The 25,796-nt window shown below is 44.9% G+C and carries 22 protein-coding genes and 1 pseudogene; 5 read left to right on the top strand and 18 right to left on the bottom strand.

From position 1 onward, the window contains the following. The first annotated feature begins 52 nt into the window (after positions 1-52). Positions 53-1,222 (top strand): glycosyltransferase family 4 protein, encoded by a 1,170-nt coding sequence (locus tag ACYCS5_RS24085; RefSeq protein ID WP_459760229.1) that lies wholly within the window; start codon positions 53-55, stop codon positions 1,220-1,222. Between the two features lie 135 nt (positions 1,223-1,357). Here the strand turns inward: ACYCS5_RS24085 and ACYCS5_RS24080 are convergent, their stop codons facing one another. From ACYCS5_RS24080 to ACYCS5_RS24055, 6 genes and pseudogenes are all read right to left on the bottom strand, one after another. Next, a complete protein-coding gene (locus ACYCS5_RS24080; RefSeq protein ID WP_025721732.1) occupies positions 1,358-1,990 on the bottom strand; it encodes a DUF2238 domain-containing protein in 633 nt (210 codons plus the stop codon). Between the two features lie 25 nt (positions 1,991-2,015). Beyond that, positions 2,016-2,219: a YwbE family protein gene (locus tag ACYCS5_RS24075; protein WP_025721733.1), complete on the bottom strand. Its 204-nt coding sequence runs from the start codon at positions 2,217-2,219 to the stop codon at positions 2,016-2,018. A 63-nt stretch (positions 2,220-2,282) separates the two neighbouring features. Continuing rightward, positions 2,283-3,023 (bottom strand): DUF1361 domain-containing protein, encoded by a 741-nt coding sequence (locus ACYCS5_RS24070; protein WP_318626700.1) that lies wholly within the window; start codon positions 3,021-3,023, stop codon positions 2,283-2,285. Positions 3,024-3,337: 314 nt separating this feature from the next. After that, a pseudogene (locus ACYCS5_RS24065) lies at positions 3,338-3,693 on the bottom strand (sugar phosphate isomerase/epimerase); the annotation flags it as partial. Positions 3,694-3,835: 142 nt separating this feature from the next. Then, a complete protein-coding gene (locus tag ACYCS5_RS24060; RefSeq protein ID WP_459760228.1) occupies positions 3,836-6,388 on the bottom strand; it encodes a beta-mannosidase in 2,553 nt (850 codons plus the stop codon). 205 nt (positions 6,389-6,593) lie between these two features. Further along, complete coding sequence (locus ACYCS5_RS24055; protein WP_459760227.1) at positions 6,594-7,661, bottom strand: LacI family DNA-binding transcriptional regulator; 1,068 nt, start codon at positions 7,659-7,661, stop codon at positions 6,594-6,596. Between the two features lie 280 nt (positions 7,662-7,941). Here ACYCS5_RS24055 and ACYCS5_RS24050 point away from each other — a divergent pair, with 280 nt between their 5' ends. Continuing rightward, a complete protein-coding gene (locus ACYCS5_RS24050; protein WP_029516765.1) occupies positions 7,942-9,633 on the top strand; it encodes an ABC transporter substrate-binding protein in 1,692 nt (563 codons plus the stop codon). A gap of 73 nt (positions 9,634-9,706) precedes the next feature. Here ACYCS5_RS24050 and ACYCS5_RS24045 read toward each other — a convergent pair whose 3' ends face one another. Genes ACYCS5_RS24045 through ACYCS5_RS24035 form a run of 3 tightly spaced genes read right to left on the bottom strand, consistent with a single transcriptional unit; the run spans position 9,707 to position 11,880 of the window. Continuing rightward, complete coding sequence (locus tag ACYCS5_RS24045; protein ID WP_459760226.1) at positions 9,707-10,882, bottom strand: MFS transporter; 1,176 nt, start codon at positions 10,880-10,882, stop codon at positions 9,707-9,709. A gap of 50 nt (positions 10,883-10,932) precedes the next feature. Further along, a complete protein-coding gene (locus ACYCS5_RS24040) occupies positions 10,933-11,493 on the bottom strand; it encodes a GNAT family N-acetyltransferase (protein WP_459760225.1) in 561 nt (186 codons plus the stop codon). Positions 11,494-11,532: 39 nt separating this feature from the next. Further along, entirely contained in the window at positions 11,533-11,880 is a 348-nt protein-coding gene (locus ACYCS5_RS24035) for a DUF2500 domain-containing protein (protein WP_412178735.1), read from the bottom strand. Between the two features lie 422 nt (positions 11,881-12,302). On the opposite strand from ACYCS5_RS24035, the gene nrdI reads away from it, so the two are divergent. The 3 genes from nrdI (at position 12,303) to nrdF (ending at position 15,918) form a co-directional block, all read left to right on the top strand. Beyond that, on the top strand, positions 12,303-12,662 hold the full coding sequence (gene nrdI / locus ACYCS5_RS24030; RefSeq protein ID WP_016819181.1) for a class Ib ribonucleoside-diphosphate reductase assembly flavoprotein NrdI: 360 nt from the start codon (positions 12,303-12,305) through the stop codon (positions 12,660-12,662). After that, entirely contained in the window at positions 12,649-14,733 is a 2,085-nt protein-coding gene (nrdE, locus tag ACYCS5_RS24025; protein WP_459760224.1) for a class 1b ribonucleoside-diphosphate reductase subunit alpha, read from the top strand. Before nrdI ends, nrdE begins: the two co-directional genes overlap by 14 nt. 219 nt (positions 14,734-14,952) lie before the next feature. Beyond that, a complete protein-coding gene (gene nrdF, locus ACYCS5_RS24020; RefSeq protein WP_029516760.1) occupies positions 14,953-15,918 on the top strand; it encodes a class 1b ribonucleoside-diphosphate reductase subunit beta in 966 nt (321 codons plus the stop codon). A 96-nt stretch (positions 15,919-16,014) separates the two neighbouring features. Here the strand turns inward: nrdF and ACYCS5_RS24015 are convergent, their stop codons facing one another. From ACYCS5_RS24015 to ACYCS5_RS23975, 9 genes are all read right to left on the bottom strand, one after another. Then, a complete protein-coding gene (locus tag ACYCS5_RS24015; protein WP_340957561.1) occupies positions 16,015-17,265 on the bottom strand; it encodes an MFS transporter in 1,251 nt (416 codons plus the stop codon). A gap of 155 nt (positions 17,266-17,420) precedes the next feature. Next, on the bottom strand, positions 17,421-17,894 hold the full coding sequence (locus ACYCS5_RS24010; RefSeq protein WP_341071953.1) for a MarR family transcriptional regulator: 474 nt from the start codon (positions 17,892-17,894) through the stop codon (positions 17,421-17,423). A gap of 161 nt (positions 17,895-18,055) precedes the next feature. Next, positions 18,056-18,481 carry a VOC family protein gene (locus tag ACYCS5_RS24005; protein WP_039270073.1) on the bottom strand — a complete coding sequence of 142 codons (426 nt, stop codon included), beginning with the start codon at positions 18,479-18,481 and terminating at the stop codon, positions 18,056-18,058. A 91-nt stretch (positions 18,482-18,572) separates the two neighbouring features. Next, entirely contained in the window at positions 18,573-19,223 is a 651-nt protein-coding gene (locus tag ACYCS5_RS24000) for a hypothetical protein (protein ID WP_341071952.1), read from the bottom strand. Between the two features lie 208 nt (positions 19,224-19,431). Then, a complete protein-coding gene (locus ACYCS5_RS23995) occupies positions 19,432-21,540 on the bottom strand; it encodes a class I SAM-dependent methyltransferase (RefSeq protein ID WP_340885033.1) in 2,109 nt (702 codons plus the stop codon). Positions 21,541-21,868: 328 nt separating this feature from the next. Next, complete coding sequence (locus ACYCS5_RS23990) at positions 21,869-22,213, bottom strand: DUF3024 domain-containing protein (protein WP_238794840.1); 345 nt, start codon at positions 22,211-22,213, stop codon at positions 21,869-21,871. Positions 22,214-22,448: 235 nt separating this feature from the next. Next, on the bottom strand, positions 22,449-23,420 hold the full coding sequence (locus ACYCS5_RS23985; protein WP_459760223.1) for a glycoside hydrolase family 43 protein: 972 nt from the start codon (positions 23,418-23,420) through the stop codon (positions 22,449-22,451). A gap of 40 nt (positions 23,421-23,460) precedes the next feature. Then, positions 23,461-24,846 (bottom strand): family 43 glycosylhydrolase, encoded by a 1,386-nt coding sequence (locus ACYCS5_RS23980; protein WP_459761338.1) that lies wholly within the window; start codon positions 24,844-24,846, stop codon positions 23,461-23,463. Positions 24,847-24,926: 80 nt separating this feature from the next. Further along, a complete protein-coding gene (locus ACYCS5_RS23975; RefSeq protein WP_029516751.1) occupies positions 24,927-25,769 on the bottom strand; it encodes a carbohydrate ABC transporter permease in 843 nt (280 codons plus the stop codon). Positions 25,770-25,796: the final 27 nt, after the last annotated feature.

The following is a 25,796-nucleotide window of genomic DNA, read 5'->3' as shown; positions in this document are numbered from 1 at the left end:
CTCCCTTGGAACGTCATAGGATAAATGAGAATGGCGGAGGAGGAATGAAGGCATGCTTCGAGTTGCATTATTTACGGACACGTATACGCCTGACGTGAATGGCGCTGCTCTGACCCTGGAACGATGGATTGGCTATCTGGAGACACATGGAGTATCTACGCTCGTCTTCGCACCGGAGGCAGACCATCATCTGCCCTCTGGGCCGGGTGTAGAGCGATTTCGAAGTATTCCCTTTTTGTTGTACCGGGAATGCAGACTTGCGATCCCCAACGCCAAACAGATCAACGAGCGTCTGTCAGCCTTTTCCCCGCATTTGATTCATGTCGCTACTCCGTTTAACCTTGGCCTGTATGGAACAAGCTACGCAGCCAAACACCATATTCCACTCGTTGCCTCATATCACACCCACTTTGATAAATACCTTGAATATTACAAGCTTCGCTGGCTTGAACCTGCGTTATGGAAATACATGCTCTGGTTTCATAGACATTGCGAAAGGGTATATGTCCCCTCTCAATCAACCATGGAATTGTTGCGCAATAAAGGAATGGGGCAGCTCGAAATCTGGAGCAGAGGCATTGATACCGACCGATTTCAACCAAAGGTGGACCGTCATGCAGTATGGAAGAAATGGGACGTTCATGCAGATGCATTTGTTATTTTGTATGTGGGCAGGCTTGCACCAGAAAAGGGGATAGACACGTTACTGGATTCCTACCTCCAGTTACCTGACGACGTCCGCGCAGCCTCTGTGCTGGTCATTGCAGGAGATGGTCCATTATATAAGGTCAAAACTGCAGCGGATATAGGGGTGCCGGAGCATGCACTCCACTGGCTTGGTTTTGTGAAAGGGCCGGAATTAGCTGAACTCTACGCCGCAGCCGACGTATTTCTCTTCCCTTCCACCACGGAAACCTTCGGCAACGTAGTACTGGAGGCTATGGCGAGCGGTACACCTGTGGTCGGTGCCAATGAAGGCGGGGTAAAAGATAATCTAATCCATGGAAAAACGGGGCTATTGTGTCCTGCTGGGGACGCCTCTGCCTTTGCCAAAGCTGTACACCTGTTGTATGAGGACGCCTCACTTCGCGATGCTATATCCAGAACTGGTAGAGCCTACAGTCTGGAGCAGACATGGGACCGTATTTTTGAACGGCTACTGGACAGCTACATGGACGCAGCGACCCTCCATCTTGACAGCCATCCCATGAGGCGAATGTAACTCTGAGGACTTCATAGCTACAGATGCTAAAGGGTGGTTAGAGAATGCTCCTTCACGCATTCTGTAACCACCCTTCATCAGCTTAACTATTTCCCCGTCTAACTACAATTGCAGATAAAAGAAGAAAAGCCTTTGCTAATACCTTAATTGTTTCAGCAGCTTGTTATGTACCCCACTCAACAAAATCACTGCGGTCAAAGCGCCGATGAACGCAAGAAGCATATCCCATTGGGTGTCCCATACATCCCCCTGTGTGCCCAGAAAAGCTTCTGCTGCTGTTCCCGTTGCCTTGGCTACAGCAAACTCAATCAACTCGTATACAGCGCTGATCGCAAGACACACACTAACCGTGAGGAAAGTGAGCCAGCTCCCGCTTCCCAAGGCCGTTTTACGCAACAACACTTCCCTGACAATGAGTGCAGGTACAAAACCTTGTACAAAGTGCCCAAGTCGATCATAATAATTGCGCTCCAGTCCGAACGTGTCCCGAATCCAGTTGAACAGTGGCATTTCGGCATAGGTATAATGTCCGCCCACAATCAGGATCAATGCGTGCAGCCAGATTAGGGTATATACCAGATTGGTAAACCGAAATCTTCGGTACAGAGCCGCCAGCAGTACAGCTCCTAAAACTGCTGGGAGAACTTCCAGTACCCATGTAAAATAATCCGCCGGGCGAATCAAAGACCAAATGAGGGCAAGCGCCAGCAATACAAGTAAAACAAGCGGGTAGCGATCATTTTTAGACCATGCCGTTGCCTGGTTCATCGTCATTCCTCCTCAGCCCAAAGCTCTAGCCTTCGTTCGTTACGATATGTTTGACACGCCCAACCTGTCCGTCTGTCAGACGCACTTTGATTCCATGCGGATGACGTGGGGAATTGGTCAAAATATCTTTCACCGTTCCTCGCGTCAACTTACCGGTAGGCTGATCCTTTTTAAGTACAATATCTACCTGAAGACCAGCGCGGATGTCGGATCGATTCTGTCCGTTCATTGTAGCTATTCCTCCTTTGTTTTTATATTTATGATGATATTCAGCCACTCAGTTACAACAAAATCACCAACGACGCCATTCGTCCTGGCGGCTGTTCCCCATCCAGACTACGCACATCGTGGATACATAGCTGACGAGCAAAATAACGAATACCATCCCGCTAAACTCCACAAAATGAGTACGTTGCAAGGAGTCTGCCCATATGGAAGATACCTGTGCATACAGTTGAGAAGGCGCAGAAACAATATCCCATGTGTTCCCTCGAAAGAAACGGCCAATATAAATACCCAGGCTGCTCAACAAGAGTACCGCCATCATAAACAGCCAACTAACAAGCCCACCACGTGCACGTTGTACCAACTGTCGTACGGATTCGAGTGATACAAATCCCATTGTCAGGCCAAGTATGGCTACCAGCAGCATCCCCAATACATGATTCCAAAAATACGGATTTCCCCAGAAACGTTGCTCCCCGAGAAACGGATATCTGGCGAATACATGCAGCAAATCTGTGATCAAATAGGGTGTATTGGGATAAAAGAAAAGCCATGCCGCCCCCGTGACCCAGAGTAAAAAAGTCCTCGTTCCTCGCCTCCACGAGCTATACATTACATCAAGCAGCAGCGTCAACAGCATAGGAATCCAGGCCAGCATCATATTCCACCAAATAAAAAGATAAGGGCGGCCCCCTGAGGGCAGTCGCACGTTAATGATCCACAATGTACTGATTACGGAGCATAAGGCCAGTGTTAAAAAAACATAAAGTTTTACTGGATAATTTAACGATCTTAAACGGGCATACATACGTGTCTTTCCCTCCTTGTAACCGTCCTGCCTTCCTGACGTTCCAATTTACACCTGTTCTGGACAGTGTACACCACAATGGCTTCAAGCTCAATGGAAGCGCTCCACCTCTGCATAAATGAACATTAAAAAACATCTATTCTTTGGGAATTGACCTCATCCCCGAAAAATAGATGCATACTGTGTTTTAGACTTCACTCACAGGTAAAGGCGTAGCTCCGGTAGTTTTAAAATTCGGGCAGCATGAATTAGCATAATATCGCTAACGGCATTATAAATTCCGTTGCTGCGCTCTGTCCATTCGCCATCCGTCGTCCGGGATGCACAATTACCGCTTTTGCTCCGTACTGATGCGCATATTCCACAGATTGCACCAGCAGCTCTATCGCACGTTGTCGCTTGGTTTCATCGTCAAACCCGAGCAGAACGGAATTCGTGCCGTAATCCGGATCTGGTGTATGAGGAAATGTATTGTACACACTCGATATGCCGATTTTCCCCCGCTCAATCATAGGCTCAATCGTCGTTAGCATTTCCCGGGTAATGTTATAATTCAGCTCCACCCTGCTAAAGCCCAACTGACGGATTTCCTCTACAAGTTCTCGGCCGCCCATATGTTTTTTATATTCCAACAGTTAGATGCTGAATAGATAAATTTCTTACAAATGATCTGTTATCACTCAGCTCCCAAGCCTTCTTTTGTTATGTATATGAACATTATGAAATCGCTCCACATATCACAAAAATAAATTTATATTATAAAAAAAGCCTATCCATCATCTACTTAAAGACGGATAAGCTTTTACTGTTGTCTAACCTTGTATCCAATTGACTAATGAATGTACTGCCAATGTACCCGGCGCAGCTGCCACAAATGCCGATGAACCGTTGTGCAAAGCCAAAAATTCCACTGTTTTTGGAATACCGGGAGCTAGATCCAGATGGTTGTCGCTGAAAATACCTTCCTGCTCTGCCGATAGCCACACGTGTCTGGCAAGTACATCCGAACACAGCATGAATCTGCTAGCATCGCTTCCCTGAATCTCTGTCACTTCAATTTTTGCCTGCGGTAAATCCATCTCTTTCGTGTCTGCAAAATAAATTTCACTGGAGGTCACCTGTTCACCATTCTGCGTCAGACGCGCGACCAGCATATGCTCCGCACGGTTCAGGCCACTCAGCCATTTGTCGATAGGCAGTATATGTACAATTCCTGCACCACCTGCTGGTTGCTTTACCTTAACATTCTCTTCACGAACAGCCTGGCTGCTTCGGATATGCAAAAGCGTCAGCCGCAACGTACCTGATATCGGCTCTAGTGTATCGTTGACCAGATGTAGTGCCTTATTCCCCTGTTCTGTATCTGTTGCACTCAACAACACATCGGCAAAGCTACGCTTAGCCGTATATTGGAGCGCTTTCCAACGACCAAAATAGTCCATACTCGACCAGGAGGCAACGGGCCAGCAATCATTCATTTGCCAGTATAATGTTCCCATGCAATAAGGCTTGTGACGACGATGCGCCTCTATAGCTGCTTTCATTGCTTCTGCCTGTAAAATTTGGCTCATGGGAAGAAAACTCGTAAAATCCTTTGGTTCTCGCATGTACCGCTCCATATATTCTTTAATCAGACGATTGCCCGCACCGTTCTTCTGATGTGCCAGCATCACCGCAGATTCCAGTTCCAAATCCTTCTCTTCCGCATAAGTACGAACGGACTTGTATTCAGGAAAAGACTGAAAACCATATTCACTCATAAAACGGCCCACATGTACATGATAATTCTCAAACGGCTCAGACGCGTGCCATACACCCCAATAATGAACATCGCCTGCAGTTGAAGACCGATGGGCATGCTGGTTCCGATCCCTCGTCAGGTCAATTAGCGGGGAGGAGGGCCAATATGCTGTCTGCGCTGACCAGGTGCGTACCACCTCCGGTAGAATCCGATGAAAGAGCATTTCATAATCATCCCACAGGCGTTCCCGTTGCTCAGGTGTGTAGTTCTTTTTCCAGCCCCAGCCTCCATTCTCTTCATAATGCGCCCACGCAGAATCGATCTCATTGTTGCCGCACCATAAGGAAATACAGGGATGATTACGCAGCCGCTTGATATTGTCCTCGGCTTCCTGTGCCACATTGTCTATAAAATCTTCATCGCCTGGGTACATACTGCAAGCGAACATAAAATCTTGCCACACGAGCAAACCGTATTCATCACAAAGCTCATAAAATACGTCTTGTTCATATATACCGCCACCCCACACTCGCAACATATTCATATTCGAGGCGGCTGCGCTGGCAATTTCATACCGATATCGTTCCATCGTAACTTCAGTGACAAAGCTGTCATTCGGAATATGGTTAGCCCCTTTTGCAAACACCGGAATTCCGTTCAGCTCAAAATAAAAGCTCTCTCCTGCTGCATCCCGTTCCCGTACAAGACGGATGGAACGCAGTCCCGTTTTTACTGATTTTTCCGCGATTACAGCTCCTTGTTCTTGTTCCACTAATTCGGCCACAAACGTATATAGATGCGGCTCCCCCAGTCCACGGCACCACCACAGCTTCGGCTTCTTCATCTCCAGCTCCAGCTCCACTGTCTGCTTCCCCTTCAGCAGCCGAACTGGCTTGGACCACACTTTGCCGTCAGCAGAAATACGCAACTCGGCATCTCTAATCTCATCTGCATTTTCGATCTCTACCACTGCCATGAGTTTAGCCCCTGCCGAACTCACTTCGTCCTGTCGAATAAACAAGTCTCTCACGATCAGACCGGACCAAGCCTCGATCCGAACCTCTCTCCAGATACCGCTCGTCACCAGCCTCGGTCCCCAATCCCAACCATAGTGGTAAGGAGCTTTACGTGCGAAAACGCTTACCTTTTTATCGGACAAACCACCTATTTCGGACTGATCATTGGGTGCAGGGAGTCCATAACCTAAGCTTTCCAGCTTGGGTACATCTTCAGCAATCGGAGAACGAAAACTGATTTCTAGCCGATTTTCCCCTTGCTGAACCAATGCCTTCACATCCCGTCTCCATACTCGAAACATATTATTGGCTGACAAGACAGATTGATCATTCACTTTTACATCCGCGTATGTGTCCAGACCTTCCAACACCAACTCTACACATTGACATTGAAGCTGATCTGCATTTATCTCAAAATGGGCTTCATATATCCAATCCTGCTTATCAATCCACTGTACCTCCATCTCGTTCATACCCATAAACGGATCAGGAATTTTGCCATGTCGTAAAAGATCGGTATGCACACAACCCGGCACTTTCGCGCTGAGCCACTCATCACTTTGTGCTTCTCTAAACCTCCAGCCATCCAACCCTATCACATTAACCATCGTCACAAGCCTCCCTATAAGCATGATTGGGAACATCTGGATTCGTCAGTAACATAACAAAAATAACATTAAGCTAACAAAGTAGTCAATTGTTTTTTTGGAACAAGTGACAAAATACAAAATAAAAGTCGCCCTCTGCCCCAAACAGGCTAAAAGCGACCTCCTTTGTCTTCACGATGTATGGTGTCACACACGTATCTGGACATTAACTATATGTGATTGTGCTGATGGGACGCTCACGGTCATCATTTTCCCGACTGATCCGGGGTGCATGAACTTCCCGTATGAATAGCTCAGCATGTAGCAACTTTTTCTCGACAGGCGAGTTCGGGTTCGTTATGCGCCACAACAATTGGTCCACTGCACGCATTCCCAGCAATTCCTTATCCACTCTCACCGTGGCATAAATTGGCATTTGTTCATTCGTATCGTCAAACCCGGTCACTCCGCAACGCCTCGGAACGTCAATCCCCTTTTCTTTCAGCACATCCACGACCTGCGCAGCAGTCACATCATTAGCACATACAAAAACCTCAGGCAGTTTGTCCTCAGACAACTTGTCCATTTCCTCAGCAAGCGCCTGCGCTCCTCCGTGAAGAAGGGCTTTATTTTGTCGCAATTCTACTCCGCTCATTTCCAGTGTAGAACGACAAGCTTCCCAGCGTTCGTAGAAACTGTGAGCGTCATCAATATGACCCACAAACTGAAAGCGGGTATAGCCCCTACACAGCAAATCCTTCATTAATTTACTCATGCATGTGCGATTATCTGTAAACACCGTATCACTTAAAAATGCAGAATCCCAATGATCTACCATGACGACCGGAATACCCATCCGATAAATGTTCAGCAACAACGAAGTTGAAATTGTCCCTACTGTGATAATCCCTTTAATCGCCTCCGGGTTCAGTAGAGAAAACATATCCTCAGTCGAGGGCTCCGTTAACGTGATCATATCCATCCCCTTACGGTTCAGACGCTCGGAAATCCCTTCAAATACAGGTCCCCAGTACCTGGATTCCCTGTTCTGGTGCCGAATATTTGGAAATAACACCAGCACCGTACCCGACCATTCTCTGGCATCTGTGTCCCGAGGCTCTATCCCAGTCATTTTGGGATGACTGCGAAAATAGCCCATCTGGGCAGCAAGCTTAACCAGCAGCGCCCTCGTCTCTTCACTTACACCGGGTTTGCCTGACAGTGCACGCGAAACAGCAAACTTTGAAACACCCGCCGCATCCGCAATTTCCTGCAATGTTACTTTTCCACGCATCTCCTCACCCAACCCTATTCGAAATCTTTTTCTACCTTAGTCTTCTAAATATACAGGTATGCCTATAAACTGGTACCATCGTAGCATACTTTGTTTTAGATCATCAAACGATGGATTTACACAAATCCACACTTTTCATTAAAATATGTTTGCTTAATAAAAAAACAAACTGCATAACAAACAATTATAAATGGCTTGACGTGAGGTTCTTTATTTCCTACAATTTACTATTGAAAGCACTTACATTGTGTAAATCATACTTATTAAGGGGGATTTGCAAATGTTCATGAACAGGTCGGTACGACAGAGCTCTATTCTACTCCTGTCTTTGCTGCTGCTCGTTACAACGGGCTGTGCGAATGGAACAGACGGTAAGGCAGAAAAGGAAGATCCTAATGACACCAGTCCCATTACATTTACTTTCTTTGGCGGTGATTCCAGCTCTAACTGGAACAACATGAAGGATGCTGTCGGACAGGAAATTATCAAGAAAACGGGCGTTACGCTAAATGCCGAACATGCTGTCAATGGTCGAGGCGAGGAAAAGTTTGCTTTAATGGCAGCGAGCGGAGAGTATCCAGATCTCGTGTACCCTAAATCAGACATTGGCAAGTTAGTCGATGCCGGGGCACTCATTGACTTAACCGACCTCATTGACAAATACGGCCCTAACATTAAGAAAGTGTATGGAGACTATTTTAATCGTATTAAATATAGTAGTGAAGATCCAGCCATCTACACGATCCCGACCAATCTGGGTGTGGATCACATTGCGTTTGATGCACAAGCCGGCTTCGAAATCCAGCACCAGGCACTTAAGAAGCTCGGATACCCTAAAATCCGCACCGTTCAAGATTTTGAAAAAGCACTTAAAGATTATGTCGCCAAATATCCAACCACCAATGGACAGCGAACCATCCCCCTATCACTCGATGCCGAGGACTGGAAAATTCAAATTACAGTGACAAACCCGGCTGTTACTGCTACAGGTGGACCCGACGATGGCGAATATTATATTGATCCTAAAACACACAAAGCCATTCTTCACTACAAGCGCCCAGAAGAACGTGAATATTTCCGTTGGTTGAACCATATGTACAATGAAGGACTGTTGGATAAGGATACTTTTGTGCAAAAAAGTGATCAGTACAAGTCCAAAATTGCCGCAGGCCGTGTCATCGGACTCATTGATCAGGAATGGAACTATCAAGATGCCGAAAATGCGCTCAAAGCAGCAGGTAAGGATGAATTCACTTACGCCCATTTTCCAGTCACTTTAAATGAGAAATACGAGGACCATTCCCTCCAGCCCATCGGCTTCGATACCGCATCCGGGATCGGAATTACAACCTCATGTAAAAATCCGGTGCGAGCTATCAAGTTTCTGGATTTTCTGGCCTCCGACGAAGGACAAATTTTACGTAATTGGGGAATTGAAGGCCAGCATTACAACGTAGAGAATGGCAAACGAGTCATTCCGGCGGATGTGCAACAACGTAAGAACACCGATAACGCTTCTTTTAGCAGAGAGTCAGGTATCGGTTTGTACTGGATATGGGGTCCACATTACGGCGATAGCGTGAAGGACCCTTCGGGCAATTATTACACAACCAATTATCCGGAGATGATTACCGAAAATTATAGTCAAGCCGAGAAAGAGTCCCTTCAGGCATACAAAGCCCATACGTGGAAAGACCTGTTCCCGAACGAAAAAGATTTTCCGGTAAAAGAGTGGGGGGCTGCCTACAACATGCCTGTTCCGACCAATACGAATTACAATGTTATTTATCAAAAGTCGCAGGACATTGTACGCAAACGCATTCCTGAGGCCGTACTCGCCAAGCCAGATCAGTTCGACGCTGTGTATGACCGCATGCTCCAAGAGCTGGATCAGGCGGGTGTGCCAAAGGCTGAAGAAATCTACACTGGCCTAATTCAAAATCGGCTGAAACTGTGGTACGGCGAAAAATAGGGTTTGCCTTTTTAATGAAATATTACAGGGCTGACAGACCATGCTGTTCAGCCCTTCTACATTAACTTTTACATTACATATTCTGTTTGGTTTCTTTTTCTTTCCAAGAATTACTTTTCCCTGATACACGATTGACGTAAAACAATAAAATGATAGGAATCAACGCAATCCCGCCACACATCACCCAAGATATTTGAATAGGTGTTTGATCGGAAGACAAATCCGTAAAATTACGACTGATGGTCCCTGTCACGATTAAACCTATGCACATGCCTAATTGTGAAATCGCAGAATCCAAAGATAGTAGTGTAGAACGATACTCATTAGAGATTCTTTTGTTCAGAAAAATTTGTTTGGCAACCGGGTACATGCCGCGCCCAATTTCATAGATCAAAAAGGTAAGCAGTACAGGATAAAATGTGTTGAATGCACCGGCTAAAATGAGCCATATCCCAATCATGCCGCAGGCATACATGAGTATATGTACATCACTGAATCGTGCGCCTAGCTTTCGAACCAGGTAACTTCCCAAAGTCATACATAGTGAATACCCTGCCTTGATAAACCCCATAATCCAAATCCCTTGTTCAGAAAGGCCAACCAGACGTGGCTGTTGGAATGTATTCCCCGCCGAGTTCGAAAAGCTGATAAATAAGCCTATCATAAACACAATCCAGATAGACTTATTTTCAAAACCGATACGGACACTTTCTCCGATAATCGTTTTAATGCGAGTATTAGACGTCTTTCGATGTGCAACATTCTCCTCATCCATATAAAAGAAACATAGAAAAATGCATACAATAATAGATAAAATGCTAACCGCCCATGGAAGTGAATAGTTAAAAGTTGCGAGAAAGGCCCCCAACAGACCACAAATAAATCCTGAAATGTACTGTATACTGTTAGAGGTTGTAAAAAGAACTTCCATGGGCTTATCACTATTTTCCACAACCCATGATTCCAACGAACCTGATTGTAAACATATAGCCAGACCTCCAAAGACTTGCGCAAACACAAGCACCCCGATATGATCTGTCGAAACGAACAATACACTATAGGCTAGAAAACAACAAAGTCCCAAAATAACAGAGATTTTTCTTCCATACTTGTCTGCAATAGCCCCCGTGGGTATCTCAAACAGAAAAATACTTACAAAGAATACAACCAGTAAGAAGTTCGCACTCTGCAAAGAAAGTCCTTTAGCTAATAAAAAAAGGATGAGCGTAGTCCCCGTGATTTCACTCATAAAAAATTGAAGAAAGCTGACGGAGTAATATAGCTTATGAGGTTGCACTCTCAGGATTCCGTCGCTTGCTGTGCAGCCTCATATTCACTTCGCAAAATCCCCATCTGAATAATGTCATAGTATCGCCCTTCCCTGAATAGCTTTTCCCGCAGCCGCCCTTCCTCCTTGAAGCCGCTGGCCAAATAGCAACGGTGTGCACGTTCATTGAACGCATAGACCTCCAGCTCCAGCCGATGCAGGTTCAGCGTATGAAATGCAAATTTTTGTAACAACCGGATCGCTTCCCGTCCATAACCTTTGCCTAGATCACCGTCACGCCCGATCACAATTCCAAGGGTGGCGTGCCGATTCACCCAGTTGATTTTAAATAAGTCCAGTTGTCCGATATAATCCAGGGTGTCTTTATGCGCAATGACAAAACCTTTGATCTCGGGGTTGCCGTCAATCATCATCTGTACAAAAGATTCACTATTCACCTGTGAATGCGGATAGATAAACACGTCGCTTAAACCACGTGTGATTTCCGGGTCATTGACCCATTTTCGGATATCTGGTATATCCTCTTGACGGTATTCTCTCAATACAACTCGTTTTCCAATGATATGCGGCATCGTAATCTTCCCTCCGATTATGTATTTGTTTAAGCACCTTTATGCTTCCATTACTCTCACAAACTCCAGAAAACGTGTACCTTTATAATGAAGCTCCCCACGATCCCCGATCACAATCATACCAAAGTCCCTATCCTTCACCTCCAGCTCCTTACGCTCACCCCCGTCAAACTCAAAGGTGATATAATAATAGGTCGAAGCTGAAAAATCGCCTGATCCCCCACGCACTCTCGTCCGTTTATCCACAACCTTACATGAACGTTGTACCCGTTCGGCTGCTTGATTGGACAGGCCCGCTCCGATCGTTTTGACAATTCCCATAATCATTACAAAAGCAATGAGTCCAAATACGATAAAAAAGATCGTATTAAACGATTGAACTTCCATAGAATCACTTCCCATTCACTTCATCCTTTCTACAGTAAAATGTAAATTTTCCATTCAATTGCCCATTGACAAATCGTACATCTTCACCCTCAAAAACTCCAATACTTTTTTAACATACTTACGAAAAAAAAGTTCTTTCGCTCTTTTCCGCACCCCGCTTGGACTTCTACCCGATCTGGGTCCTCTGATCCCCTCTAGACCGATTGACAAAACTATATATAGATATAAAATAGAGAATGTACTCTAAATATAGTGTAAAAAACGTATTTATGCCCGATATCTTGAAGATACAGGTATGAAAATACATGTAAATATAGAGTCAAAAATCTTAAATGGCGCAGCCAGCAAGGGATTCCATCTATAATAGATCCCAGGCAATGCCGTTTTCTTTTTTCGTTAAATGTTTAAGGAGGTTGCATACCATGCTGATTGCATATGATTCCAAGACCGGCAATGTAAAAAGATTTATAAACAAGCTCAAGCTTCCAGCGGTTCAGATCGAGGAGCAAATGACTATAGAAGAACCTTACGTACTTATTACATATACAACTGGGTTTGGGCAGATACCTGAGAGGGTATCTTCCTTTTTGAAAAAGAATGCTCAAAACCTTGTTGGTGTAGCTGCAAGCGGCAACCGTAACTGGGGTGAGAAATTTGCCAAAAGTGCGGATTTGATTGCCGATCATTATAATGTCCCCGTGATTAGTAAATTTGAATTATCTGGAACGTTCGGAGATGTAGAGCGTTTTAAACAGGAGGTGAGCCGAGTTGCGGCATATTGAATTGAACAACATGTTGATGAAACGCGATACAGACGGCTTTTTCCAATTGGAAAAAGACCAAGAGGCTGTAGCAGAGTTTATGAAGGAAGTTCAGGAACGGAGTTTGAAGTTTGCTGACACAGCCGCTCAAGTGCTGTATATGATTGAGAATGATTATTACGAAAATTTCTATAACAGCTACACGGCTGACGAAATTAATGATATTTTCCATATCACTCATAGCTATAATTTTAAATTTCCTTCCTATATGGCAGCATCCAAGTTTTATACCGACTATGCAATGAAGAGTAACGACCGTAAAGTCTATCTGGAACATTACCCTGACCGGGTTGCTGCTGTCGCGCTGCATTTAGGACGCGGTAACGCCGATACGGCACGCCTGTTGTCTCGCTCGATGATGGAGCAACGTCTCCAGCCAGCGACACCAACGTTCCTGAATGCAGGCAAAAGCCGCCGTGGGGAATTGGTATCCTGCTTCCTGCTCGAAATGGACGACTCCCTGAACTCGATCAACTATGTGCTGAACACCTGCATGCAGTTGTCCAAAATCGGGGGCGGTGTTGCCGTTAACCTGTCGAAGCTGCGGGCACGCGGCGAAGCGATTAAAGGCGTAGAAGGCGCAGCAAAAGGCATTATGCCTGTGCTGAAGCTGATGGAAGACGGCTTCTCCTACGCAGATCAAATGGGGCAACGCAAAGGCTCTGGGGCAGCCTATTACAACATTTTCGGATGGGACGTGCTGGAGTTCCTGGATAGCAAAAAAATCAATGCTGACGAAAGAGTACGTCTCAAGACACTTTCGATTGGATTACTGGTGCCAAATCGCTTTTACAAGCTGGCTCAAGATAACGAACCGCTGCATGTATTTGCTCCTTACAGTGTGTTCAAAGCCTATGGAACACATCTGGACGACATGGATTTGGATGAAATGTACGACACGCTGCTCGCCGACGATCGGGTGAAGAAAAAAATAGCGATGAGCGCACGTGACATGCTGACGAAAATTGCCATGATTCAGTTGGAGTCTGGTTATCCATATATCATGAACAAAAGTAACGCGAACCAGGCACATGCTCTTAAAAACGTGGGTCAAGTCAAGATGTCGAACTTATGCACGGAAATCTTCCAGTTGCAGGAAACTTCCGAAATTACAGATTACGGACAACAGGATACTATCCGCCGGGACGTGAGCTGTAATCTGGCTTCTCTGAACATTGTAAATGTGATGGAGCATGGCAAAATCCGCGAATCCGTTCACGAGGGTATGATTGCTCTTACTTCGGTCAGCGATATGACCCAAGTAGCTAATGCACCAGGTGTCGCGAAAGCGAACCGTGAAATGCATTCCGTCGGTTTGGGTGTCATGAATCTGCACGGCTACTTTGCCAAGAACAAAATTGCGTATGAAAGCAATGAAGCAAAAGACTTTGTCCGTACCTTCTTCATGACGATGAACTATCATTCCATCGAAAAGAGTATGGAAATCGCGAAAGCGGCTGGACAAAACTTTTATGGATTTGAGGAATCGGATTATGCGACAGGCGTATATTTTGACCGATACCTGAACACAGATTATCGTCCAACAACTGCACGTGTGCAAGAGTTATTCAAGGGCATCTATGTTCCGACTACAGCGGACTGGGACAAATTAAAAGCAGATGTGATGAAAAATGGCCTGTACCACGCCTATCGTATGGCAATTGCGCCGACTGCCAGCATTTCGTACATTCAAAATGCAACATCCAGTGTTATGCCGATTGTTGAGCAGATTGAAACCCGTACCTATGCCAATTCGACGACCTACTATCCAATGCCTTATTTGCAAAAGGATAACGTGTTCTTCTATAAATCTGCTTATCAAATGGACCAATTCAAAGTGCTGGATCTGATTGCAGAAATCCAGCCGCATGTGGACCAAGGAATTTCGACCGTGCTTCATGTGAACAGTGACGTGACTACGCGTCAGTTAGCACGTTGCTATCTGTACGCCGCACACAAAGGACTTAAATCGTTATACTACACACGCACCAAAAAGCTGTCTGTGGAAGAGTGTCTCACCTGCTCCATCTAAAGCATAAATGGTAACAAGCTGTAGTATAAAAATTAGATTTTAAATAGATATGGATGCTTTGCATTAGAAGCTGTATCCAGCGTGTGGTTTAGACCTTTACGGGACTGGACAAGACCCTCGCGGATACAGCTTCCGTATGTCAAGCATACGATGATTCGCCTGCACTATTTCAATGTGTGTTTCCAGGGAATCTCGCAAGCTGAAGGGAGAATGCTAACAATGACAGGTATACAAGCTGTAAACTGGAATCGCTCGGACGATGATTTCACACTGATGTTCTGGAACCAGAACATTATGCAATTTTGGACGGATGACGAAATCCCGTTGTCTGACGATAAAATGTCCTGGGTAACCCTCAGTGATATCGAAAAAGAAGCCTACATGAAGGTGCTAGGCGGACTAACGCTACTGGATACCATTCAAGGCGGCGTGGGTATGCCGCAAATTATGGAGCATGTGGACGGACTACAACGCAAAGCCGTACTAAGCTTTATGGCGATGATGGAACAAATTCATGCCAAGTCGTATAGTAGCATCTTTACAACGCTAGCTTCCACGGAAGAAATTGACGGTGTATTCCGCTGGGTAGAAGAAAATCCACATCTCCAAACCAAGGCAGAAACCATTCGTCAGTATTATATGAATATCCACACACCGAAAGACCTGTATCTCGCGATGGCAGCGTCGGTGCTGTTAGAAAGCTATTTATTTTATAGCGGCTTCTTCTACCCTCTTTATCTGGCGGGCCAGGGCAAGCTGACATGCAGTGGCGAAATTATCGATTTGATCTTACGGGACGAAAGTATTCACGGTGTGTACGTAGGTGTATTGGCACAGGAGATTTATGCAGAATTGGACGAGGAAGAACAACGTGATCTTTACCAGACGCTGGTAGGCTTGCTGCGCTACTTGCATAACAACGAGGAACAATACACCGAGCAAATTTACACCCCTATTGGACTCGTAGACGATGTGAAAGTCTTTTTGCGCTACAACGCCAATAAGGCCATGATGAACTTGGGCTTTGATCCACTGTTTGAAGAAGAAGAAGTTAATCCCATTGTATTCAACGGCATCAGCACCCACACTAAGCAGCATGATTTCTTTTCTAAAAAAGGAAACGGCTATGTGCGGGCGATGAATGTAGAGCCGCTGACAGATGATGATTTTAATTTTGGCGTATAAGTACAATTACGTAAAACTGTAAACAAATAGGGTTTCAGAACTTGTCCCTGAGTTCTGAAACCCTATTGCCTAAATAAAGTAGATAGTTTACATATTTCAGGATTTTGCAAAATCCTCATTTACATGCGTTCGCTTATATAAAACTGGTATTGCCGCTGCTATAAGGATCATACCCATAAAAGCGGGTGCGGCATGACCCAGTGATACATAGATTTGACCTCCAATAATAGGCCCAATCATTCTTGCTAAAGCCTGAATAGATTGACTACCTCCTTGAATCCTTCCTTGTTCACTAGAATCGACAGACTTGGAGAGCATCCCGTTGAATGAAGGCCCAAAGATCGAATCACCAAAACCAAATATAAACATTCCAGCGATAAAAAGAGGATAGAATGAGAACAAAGTAGATAGCGCAATAAGACTGTAACCTATAATCTCCGAAACCATTCCAAGAATGGCTATCTGTTTATCATTAAGTTTTATCAAAAGCTTGGGCATGATGAAACCTTGTGAAATGATGTCTTGGAAACCCATAATTGAAAACATAAGTCCGATTAGTGCAGGCTTCCAACTGAAAGTATCCATTGTAAATTGTGAAAAAACGGCCTGTAAAGATCCGTTGGGTATCCAAAGTAAGAACGCAGAGACAAGTAGCCTGTTTAAGTTTTTCATGGAAAGCAGGTTTGCAAGCTGTGTAAATGGATTCAGTCTTACAAAGGTAATCTCTTTCAGTCTATGTTTCTTGTCAAGACTCTCAGGCATAAAAAAGAATCCATAAACAACGTTCAATAAAGTGATGATTGCTCCAAAATACATGGGTACAGAATAACCAAACTTGGCAAGTAATCCGCCTAGAGTTGGCCCAATGACAGTGCCTATACCTACAACCGCACTCACCCATCCAAAGTATTTGGTTCTCTGTTCTGGAGGAATGATGTCTGCAAAATAGGCGAAGATCGTGCTTATGCTCCCGCCTGTTAACCCTTCTATGATGCGCCCAGCAAATAGCACCCATAGAGCTCCTCCTATGCCAAAAACCAAGTACCCAATTGCGGAACCCAAAAGGCATACTAAGAGCAATGGACGACGGCCATATTTGTCGCTCAAAGCGCCAAGTACGGGAGCCGCAAAAAACACGCAGAATGCATAAACAGAGGTCAGCAACGTAACAACTATAGCTTGTTCTCCCGGACTGCTTGTATAAGGCTGCACTAAGAATGGGACGACAGGTGTTATGATACTGAAGCCTATTCCGCAAAGAAATACAGAGATAAGGCCGAATATTAAAGCGTGTTTATCTACGGTTTGTTCTGTGTTCTGTTCATTGTGTGATCTACATTTGAACACTTCATTTCTCCCCTTAAAGGTTTCGATTTCACTTCCTTGGAAGCAAAAACATCGTATCACAATTTTGCTTCCTCGGCAACAAAATAATAACAAAAAAATACAGCCCGTTCTCAATAGAGCCCGGCTGCCTATGGTTTGATTTTCATTATTCAAATTTATTCCGTCTTAATATCTATACCCTGTTTTTTTATTTCTGCATCCAAATGCCTACTATACTTTTCCAAGAAGCTAATCATACTGTTAAATTGTTCTTCGGTTACCTGCTCAAATACGGCTTTATCCCGCTCTTGAAACTCTTTGTGCAGTTCCTCATGGATGTTATAGATTACTTTCCCTTCCTCAGTAAGCCTAAAATAGACTTCTTTCTTGTTATCCAGCTTCTGGTAGCTTTCGATAATGCCTTTTTTTATAAGCTTCTTAGTTATTTTACTTATGGCACCGGTAGTCATATAAAGGGACTCCGCAAGTTTTGTCACGTTGGAATCTGCATTTCTTTCAATGTATTCGATGCAATGTACTTCAGAAGGCTTATAACCCTTAAGGCTGTTTTCCATCTTATCTTTATTAAGCCAAACCATCTTGTTAAATAAGTCCCTGAAACCCACTATGACCTGTTCTTCTTTGTTCATGGCCTGTCCTCCCACCAGTTGGTGCATTAACAATACAATATAGTATATTTTTGTTTCTATTTCAACAATATTAAAATAATTATTGAATTGAGCACGAGGGCATACACGAAAAAAAAACGGCCAGATCGCTAAAGTAGCGGAATCGAGCCGTTTTACATTTCTTAAGACCGAGCCTCAGTGAACATTTGAAAAGTGACACCAAACTTGTCTGTTACATTCCCATAAGCTGGACTAAAATGGGTTTCCTGCAAAGGCATTCCCACCTGTCCTCCCTGCTGTAGAGCATTAAACATTTTTTGAGCTTGCTCCACACTATCGGTTGTAATACAGATGCTCACCTGATTCCCGCGGCTAAACGGTGACCCGGGAAAGGTATCAGAAAACATGAGCTCTGTCTCACCCACTTTAAGGGTAGCATGTCCCACACGTTCCTTGACCTCTGCGGGAATGGGAAAATCGGGGTTTTCCGGCATTTCCCCAAAGGTTTGAATAAAAAGCAGTTGAGCATCCAATGCCTCTTTATAAAATTCGATTGCTTCTTTTGCATTTCCATCCATCGTGATGTAAGGAATCAAACGTTTGGACATCTTCAACACAGCTCCTTTAATTCGAGGTGGTTAACCCAGCATTTCTCCTGTATTATATACAAAACTTGTCAAGAAAAACAAATCTGTATTCTTAGCTTTCATGCACTTGAACGCTAAGCTGCTTTAGCTCCTTTATCGCTTCCGTAACGTTACGCTGTGGATGAAGCGCAGAGATCATCTGTGCAGTGATCGGAACGCCGTTGAAAATCTGGCTTACCACCCCTAGAGAAATCGGCAACTCATAGTAACTCTCAGCCCAATCCTGATATTCCTCCGGTGTAACTATAATTTTCCCCAACAAAAAGGATGAGCCATCGTCATATCCCTCAGGAAAGTTCGCGTTGCCCATACGCCACTCTTTATCTCCCGCTTCCCTCCACATACAAAAGGTAACGTCCTCTTTCTCCAGTGCTTCATCTTCCAAAAGCTCCATCATATCATCAGGCACACCGTCATATATGCCCGGCCAGACTTCATAATCGTCTCTCGCATGAGAACTTACAGGGGATTCATGGTCAAACCCCTTCAGCAGCACACCTTCACCCGTCCATAGCATATGAATCGTATCTCCAGCGCCATTGTTTACCTCACCCAGGCACACATCACCAGACCACTCAGACCGCATACGATACGTGCGTAACCAATCTTCTGGAGACAATATAATGTCCAGCGCTGACAGTAGTAGCATTCTGTCTTTTAAACCATTCGGCGTTAGCTGTGCATCAAGCATCATATTCTTCATCATTCCCCCACTTTGTTCATGCGACTAAGAATTCATCTGTCCCTACCTATATCTTTCAAGCTTCGCCCGCTCAACCACCTGCCGAATGAATGGTCCTTTGGCTTCTGTATACGCTGCACGGTCATATTTGAATGCATAGCTTTCTAAAAAATGCCTTCTAATCGTGCTTGGCACAAATCAGAAGGCATTCTCTTGTTCAATTTAAAAATCATTCAGCAACTCCAACCCTATTATTCGGCTTCTCAATCACGATCAGACAGGTGCTGTCTGGCAAAGAAACCTGCTGGCCCTGCTCATCCATGAACTCAACACGTCTGGACAGCGCCTCGGCATAGCCCTCCTGTAAATAATGACGGCTCACGCGGATAATCGCTTGTGATCCAAGTGTGCTACGAATACACTCTTCATACTGTGACGGGGTAAAATAACCAAACTGCTCCTGCACTTCATGCACATAGGCTTCCGCTCCCCATGTATAGGTATAGAGAAATTCCATCGCATCGTTCACTGGTAAAACAGCCTCATGCTCCCCCACACGCTCTATTTCAATGTGGCGACCTGCAAAATCTTGCGCATACCGTATCAGCCATTCCATTCCATCCGGCTCCAAGAATCGAATTCGTCTGCGCTGCTCTACTGGTTCGGTCATAATCCCGTCACGAATGATGATACGCCCGCCGGGTGCAAGCACACGATAGGCGCTCTGCAGAGCTGCCTCCACTGTTTGTGGATTGAACCGAATCCCATCTCGTTCAATGTAGGAATAGAGCTCGTGAAGAATTGAAGAGAAGATGACCGTGTCCATACTCTCCGTTTCCACATATTCCTCTAACTGAAGCGCATCCCCTTTGATGACATCCCAACGATGGCGCTCCAATTGCTTTTTACGTTTAAGTGCCTCAATGACATTTACAGAAATATCAAGACCTAATGGCTTCGCATCTGGTCTTTCCTGTTCGATCAGATCCAGCAGTACACCCCCGCCGGGTCCAATATCCAGTATGCGGGTTCCAGTCACATAATCTAAAATGACCCTTTTGTAATCTACGGTCTGGTTCATATCTGTAAGGTACGTTTCCTCATTGTGAAAGCGATCATACGCATCGCGCCGTAATCCGAACAGATCGAACAGCAGCAGGACTGCTTTGTCATACAGAGGCGTTTTTTCTGCCTCAATACAAAAGTCAATCAGTTTCTCAGCCGCAGATGAAAATACAAAATTAAAAAATACAGTACTCGGCAGCTCTTCTTTATGCTCCACGATCACACTCAAATGAGGATTATGCTTCCGTTTTCCTTTTGAAATGTCCTGCCAAGACAGTGCACTTAAATATTTTTCTATCATTCGTTTTTTATATACGTTAATTTTCTTGACACCACGATAGTCATAGTACATCGTATTCATGAGCGATTCGAAACTGATATGGCGAACGGTCGCAGGCTGTTCCTGCCCTGTGCCATCCCTTAATGTGAGTAAAAATACCTTTACCAGTTCTTGAAGTGAAAAATCCTGCAAAGCTGATTCTACATACCAAAGTGTCCGATTCTCCAACGGAGCCAGCGCCTTCTCTACATTCAACTCCCGCTCTAGTTCTGTGTAAGCCTGCTCGAACGGCTCCCCTTCATGAATGGAAACCGACCGTAACCTTTCCAGTCGCTCCTTTACACTCCAGACTACAGGTGCGTTATCCCATGCAATCCAGCCGATTAGCTGCTCCACTTCACTGCGTACTTGATCCCATAATGCAGGTTCCACCCCGGCGATAATACACTCGTTCAGGGCCCGTAAAACAAGCTCCAGTTCCTCAGGGCTTAGCCAGCCTTTACGAGTAATTTCAAGCAGCAGTCGATTTTCAGCAAAAGGAATTTCCCCCCGTATATATTGCCCGATCAATCCATGCGTCTCAATCAGAATTCGGGTCATGCTATTGCGCGGGTAAGCAGGGGACTCCGCTTGGGCCTGTCTGACATACAGTTGGGAGGATCCGATATTATGTACAAATAAATTAATACCCTCATGCTGCCAGCGTAGCCGTTCGCGGACTGTGCCTCCTTTGGCTGTCTCAGACCATACCAATACATCCTCCAGTAGCTCTTTAACCCAGAATGACAATGGAAGTCCGTCCAAAATAAGCAACGTACGCTCCACGTAATCCAGTACAGGATTGGCATCCTTTAACTCACCTATAGATCGAATGCGTTCCAAATTTACAATACGCTCTTCAGCCGAAACAAGCAGCTTTAACCAAGTCGGTGTATCCCAGGCCAGATCATTTTCTTTCCTGTAATTAGCAATGGCTTTTAACGATTGCAACATTTTTCTCACCTCGTGTGATTCGGATTCGGTATGCACAGGAGACTTTGAATAAGACATTTGGATTAAAACCTTGTATATACTACACTTTACCATACATTTGTAACTTCCACCTCGTGGAAAATATTAAACATTTGTATCAATCAACCGCTTGACATACTTTCCAAACGTATACATAACCCTCAGGTGCACTAGACAGTGCCACCTCAGACAAAACAAATGACCGTAACTTCCATATAAGGAATTACGGTCAGCCTGTTTATTTCCATATACAGTTTAACGACACGACTCCCACTACCTCCATCTTCCGAACTTATCATTCTGGACTTCGTTAACCTGTCCAAAAAATACCTGCATGATCTATTTCTACCTGTTCGAGCTGTTCTTCAAAGCACGGATTAGGTGCAATCTCTTTTACACACTGCCAGCTTTCAGCTTCTTGCCGGGCATATACATGCCAATGATTTTCTTCCCAGCGAAATTGGACAATGTCCGTGCGATCCCACAACTCAGTTTCATTAGAAGGCCTTTCCTCCATCAAGATCAAACAGTTATCCTCTATTTGATAAATGAGCCGCACGTCAGAACGTACGTAGCCTGGCACCTTTAGCGCAATATAGCCATTCAGCAGGTATTCAACCTTTTTAACGGTAAACGGATCGATCCGTTCGTTCACGAGATTTCCACCCCTTGACCAATTCGTAAATATTACGATTTAAATATAGCAGAAATCGAAGTTTTTGAAAAGAGCCCTTCATGCCGTCCCAAAATCAAAAAGATATCCTCCAGCCTGAAGGCTCAGAAGATATCTTATTACTCTTGTTATATGCAGCCGAATCATAATCCCCTATGATTTCTAGAAAGTTACAGTGCCGCTGTGCAACACGTTAACCATCTATAATAGATTTCGCTTATTTATTAACAGAAACGCCATCTGGTACTGGAATACCAAAATCAGGTGTTCCATCTTCTTTCCAGTAGAACGGCTGCACACGTGTATGACGATTCGGATCATACAGCGGGTCGCCTGTAATTTCCTTGTAATTCCGGGCGTGATATACGATTACATCGCTACCATCAGCAGCAACCGTAAAACTGTTATGACCTGGCCCGAATTGTCCTGTTTCCTCATGGGTGCAGAATACCGGCTGAGGTGATTTCGTCCATGATTTCGGATCAAGTAAATCCGCATTCTCATCTGCCGTCAACAGACCCATGCAATAATTGTGGTCTGTGGCGCTAGCTGAATAACTGATAAAGATCCGCCCGTTCCGTTTCAGAACCGCTGCTCCTTCATTCACCTTAAAACCGATGATTTCCCAATCATATTCAGGAGTGGAGATCATCACCTGCTCACCCCGCAACGTCCATGGATTGCTCATTTCGGAAATATACAGATTGGAATTACCGACGATGTCAGGGTCCTTCTGAGCCCACACATAATACAAAACTCCATTATGCTGGAAGGTTGTCGCATCGAGAGCGAACGTCTCCCAACGGGTTTTGATCTGTCCTTTTTCCACCCATTCCCCTTCCAGAGGATTAGCTGAATCATTTTCAAGCACGAACATCCGGTGGTCGAACAGGCCTTCCTTCGTTTCCGTTGTACGAGCTGCTGCAAAATAAATGTACCATTTGTCGTTAATATAATGAATTTCCGGTGCCCAAATGTTCGCACTTAACGGGCCCGTTTCATATTTGTGCCACACTGCGACAGGCTCTGCTGTACTCAAGCCTTGAATAGTACTTGCTCGTCGAACCTCAATCCGGTCATACTCTGGTACAGATCCGGTGAAATAATAGTATCCGTCACTATGCTTGTAAATCCAAGGGTCTGCCCGTTGCTCAATGACCGGATTATTAAAGGGTACAGTTTGATTCATGGTTATTCTCTCCTCTATGTGTAGTATGTAGTTCATACAATTAATCGCTGATACGCTTTCCCCAAATGGAAATTCCCCTTTCATTCATACCCGTGAAAATTAAAGTATGGCGACCAAGCTCCCAGTCCCATGAAGGAAGCAATAACAATTCTTCCTTAGTTCCTTCGGATGTATTGCTCCAATCTATTGTTAGAGTACGCTTGCCATCAAAGCTCCAGTGACCTTCAAGAGAACCGCTGGTTGCCCGCCCTCCATCTTTCAGACGGAGCGGTTCAGCTTCCACTTGGCCGTCTACTTCCTGCTTTATCACGATGCGCTCCCAGTTGCCGGATAATAGCCTTTTGGGTATATCCTGCTCCTTTTCGCCGGCATAGCGCTCTGGAGAGACGACCGGCCAGCCCTCTGCCGTCCACAATATTCTGCGTACATGCAGGTACGGCCAGCTCTTGTCCGTTTCTCCTCGCGCATGATGTACAATATAATAATCCGCACCGTCCTTCAGGACAGAATTGTGACCTGGCGCAACCCAGCCTTCTCCTTCGCTGAACCGATAACCGCCCAATACCTTGTTTCCAATCTCGTATTGAGGCAAATAGTTGGTATCTGCCATATCATGTCCATTCATGTCCACATAAGGGCCTGTGATAGAATCTGAACGGGCAACGCGAACATTGTAGTCCTCAAACAAAGAATCATACGAGACGAACAAGTAGTATTTACGGAACATTGGATTGTACACAATGTATGGTCCTTCTACAGCACCGTCCTCAGTTGCCCGATCTCTGGCAGCGATATTTTTACCATAGCCAGATTCTTTGAGCTTTCCAGTCTGGGGATCAAGCGGTGTAATATAAATACCGCCGAAAAAAGAGCCGTATACCATCCATGGATTACCCTCTGCATCCAGCACCGGATTGGCATCAATCGCATTCAGCTTGTCATGCTCTTTCGTTTTAACGACCACCCCCTCATCCTTCCAAGGGCCTTCCGGGGAGCTGGATGTCTGCAATCCGATCGCAGACCGTGTGCTGCCAAAGGTAGAAGCAGAGTAATACATCCGATAGGTATCACCCATCTTGATGACGTCCGGTGCCCACAGATTGGTTGCCGATGACCACGATTCTGCTTCCTTTGGAATGCCGGGGAGTGCATACTGCACCCAATTCCAATGAATCAGATCAGTCGATTTGCGTACCATGACACCGGGTCTCAATTCTCCACCTGTCTTTACATCCGTTGAGTAGACATAATAGCCTTGATCTGTTTTGATAATCGCCGGGTCATGTGCATTGTTAATGGTCCAGCGCTGTTCATCGTTAATCGTACTTTGATCATACAAGTGATCGGGAGGCGGAGCCTGCGGATACACAGGGTCCGGAGTGTTATCCCCACAGCCAGATAGACCCAGCATGAGCAGCATAACCATAACTGTTATTCTCCTCCTTCCTTTACCCATTACATATTGTAACTGCCTTACATCATTCATGCGTACCCTCCAAGTGTCAATTAACCTTTGACACCCGAAATAGCAACCGATTCAATAATTTGTTTCTGGAAGATCAAGAATATAATCAGTACAGGTAACAAGGCTATTATTGATGCTGCCATTATAAGCGGATAGTCCGTCTGAATGGCGTAAGTCGCATTAAAATTCGCGATAACCAGTTGCAATGTCTGCGTTTCTGGTGAGTTCAAGTAAATAATCGGTGCCAAATAATCGTTCCAAATCCCCATGAACCATAAAATAAGCTGTGCCGCAACTGCTGGCTTAATGAGCGGGAACGTTATCGACGAATAGAGTCGGAAATAAGAACTTCCGTCAATTTTCGCAGCTTCGATGATGGCATCCGGTACGCTAAGCAAGTACTGCCGCAGGAAAAAGATCATAACTACATTTCCGAATAAGCCTGGAACGATCAGAGGTAAAAGTGTATCGACCCAGCCAAGTTTGGAAAACATCATAAACTGTGGAATCATAACCGTTGGGTATGGAATCATCATAGATGCGATGAGTGCCAAAAACAGTTTGTTTTTATGAGGGAATCTCAGCTTTGCAAATGCAAAAGCGGCCACACTGGATGTAAAGGTACCCACAACGGTAACACTTACAGCCACAATCACGCTGTTCTTGATCCCGCTTAACAAAGGTCCTGCTTCCCAAATTTCCTTATACTTGCCAAACTGGAACACCTCTGGTATCCATACTGGTGGAAGAGCAAAAACATCCTGCTTTTCTTTCACCGAAGTGGACAGCATCCAAAGCAGTGGCGCGATCATCACAATCGCTCCAATCGCTAGTGCAATAAAGATAATGATATTGGTAACTTTCGTTTTTTGACTATGGGACATAATCAGACTCACTCCTTTCCGCGAAAA

Source organism: Paenibacillus sp. SEL3 (genome assembly GCF_054602585.1).
The sequence above is the reverse complement of the archived record's forward strand: the minus strand, read 5'-3'. Positions and strand labels throughout refer to the sequence as shown.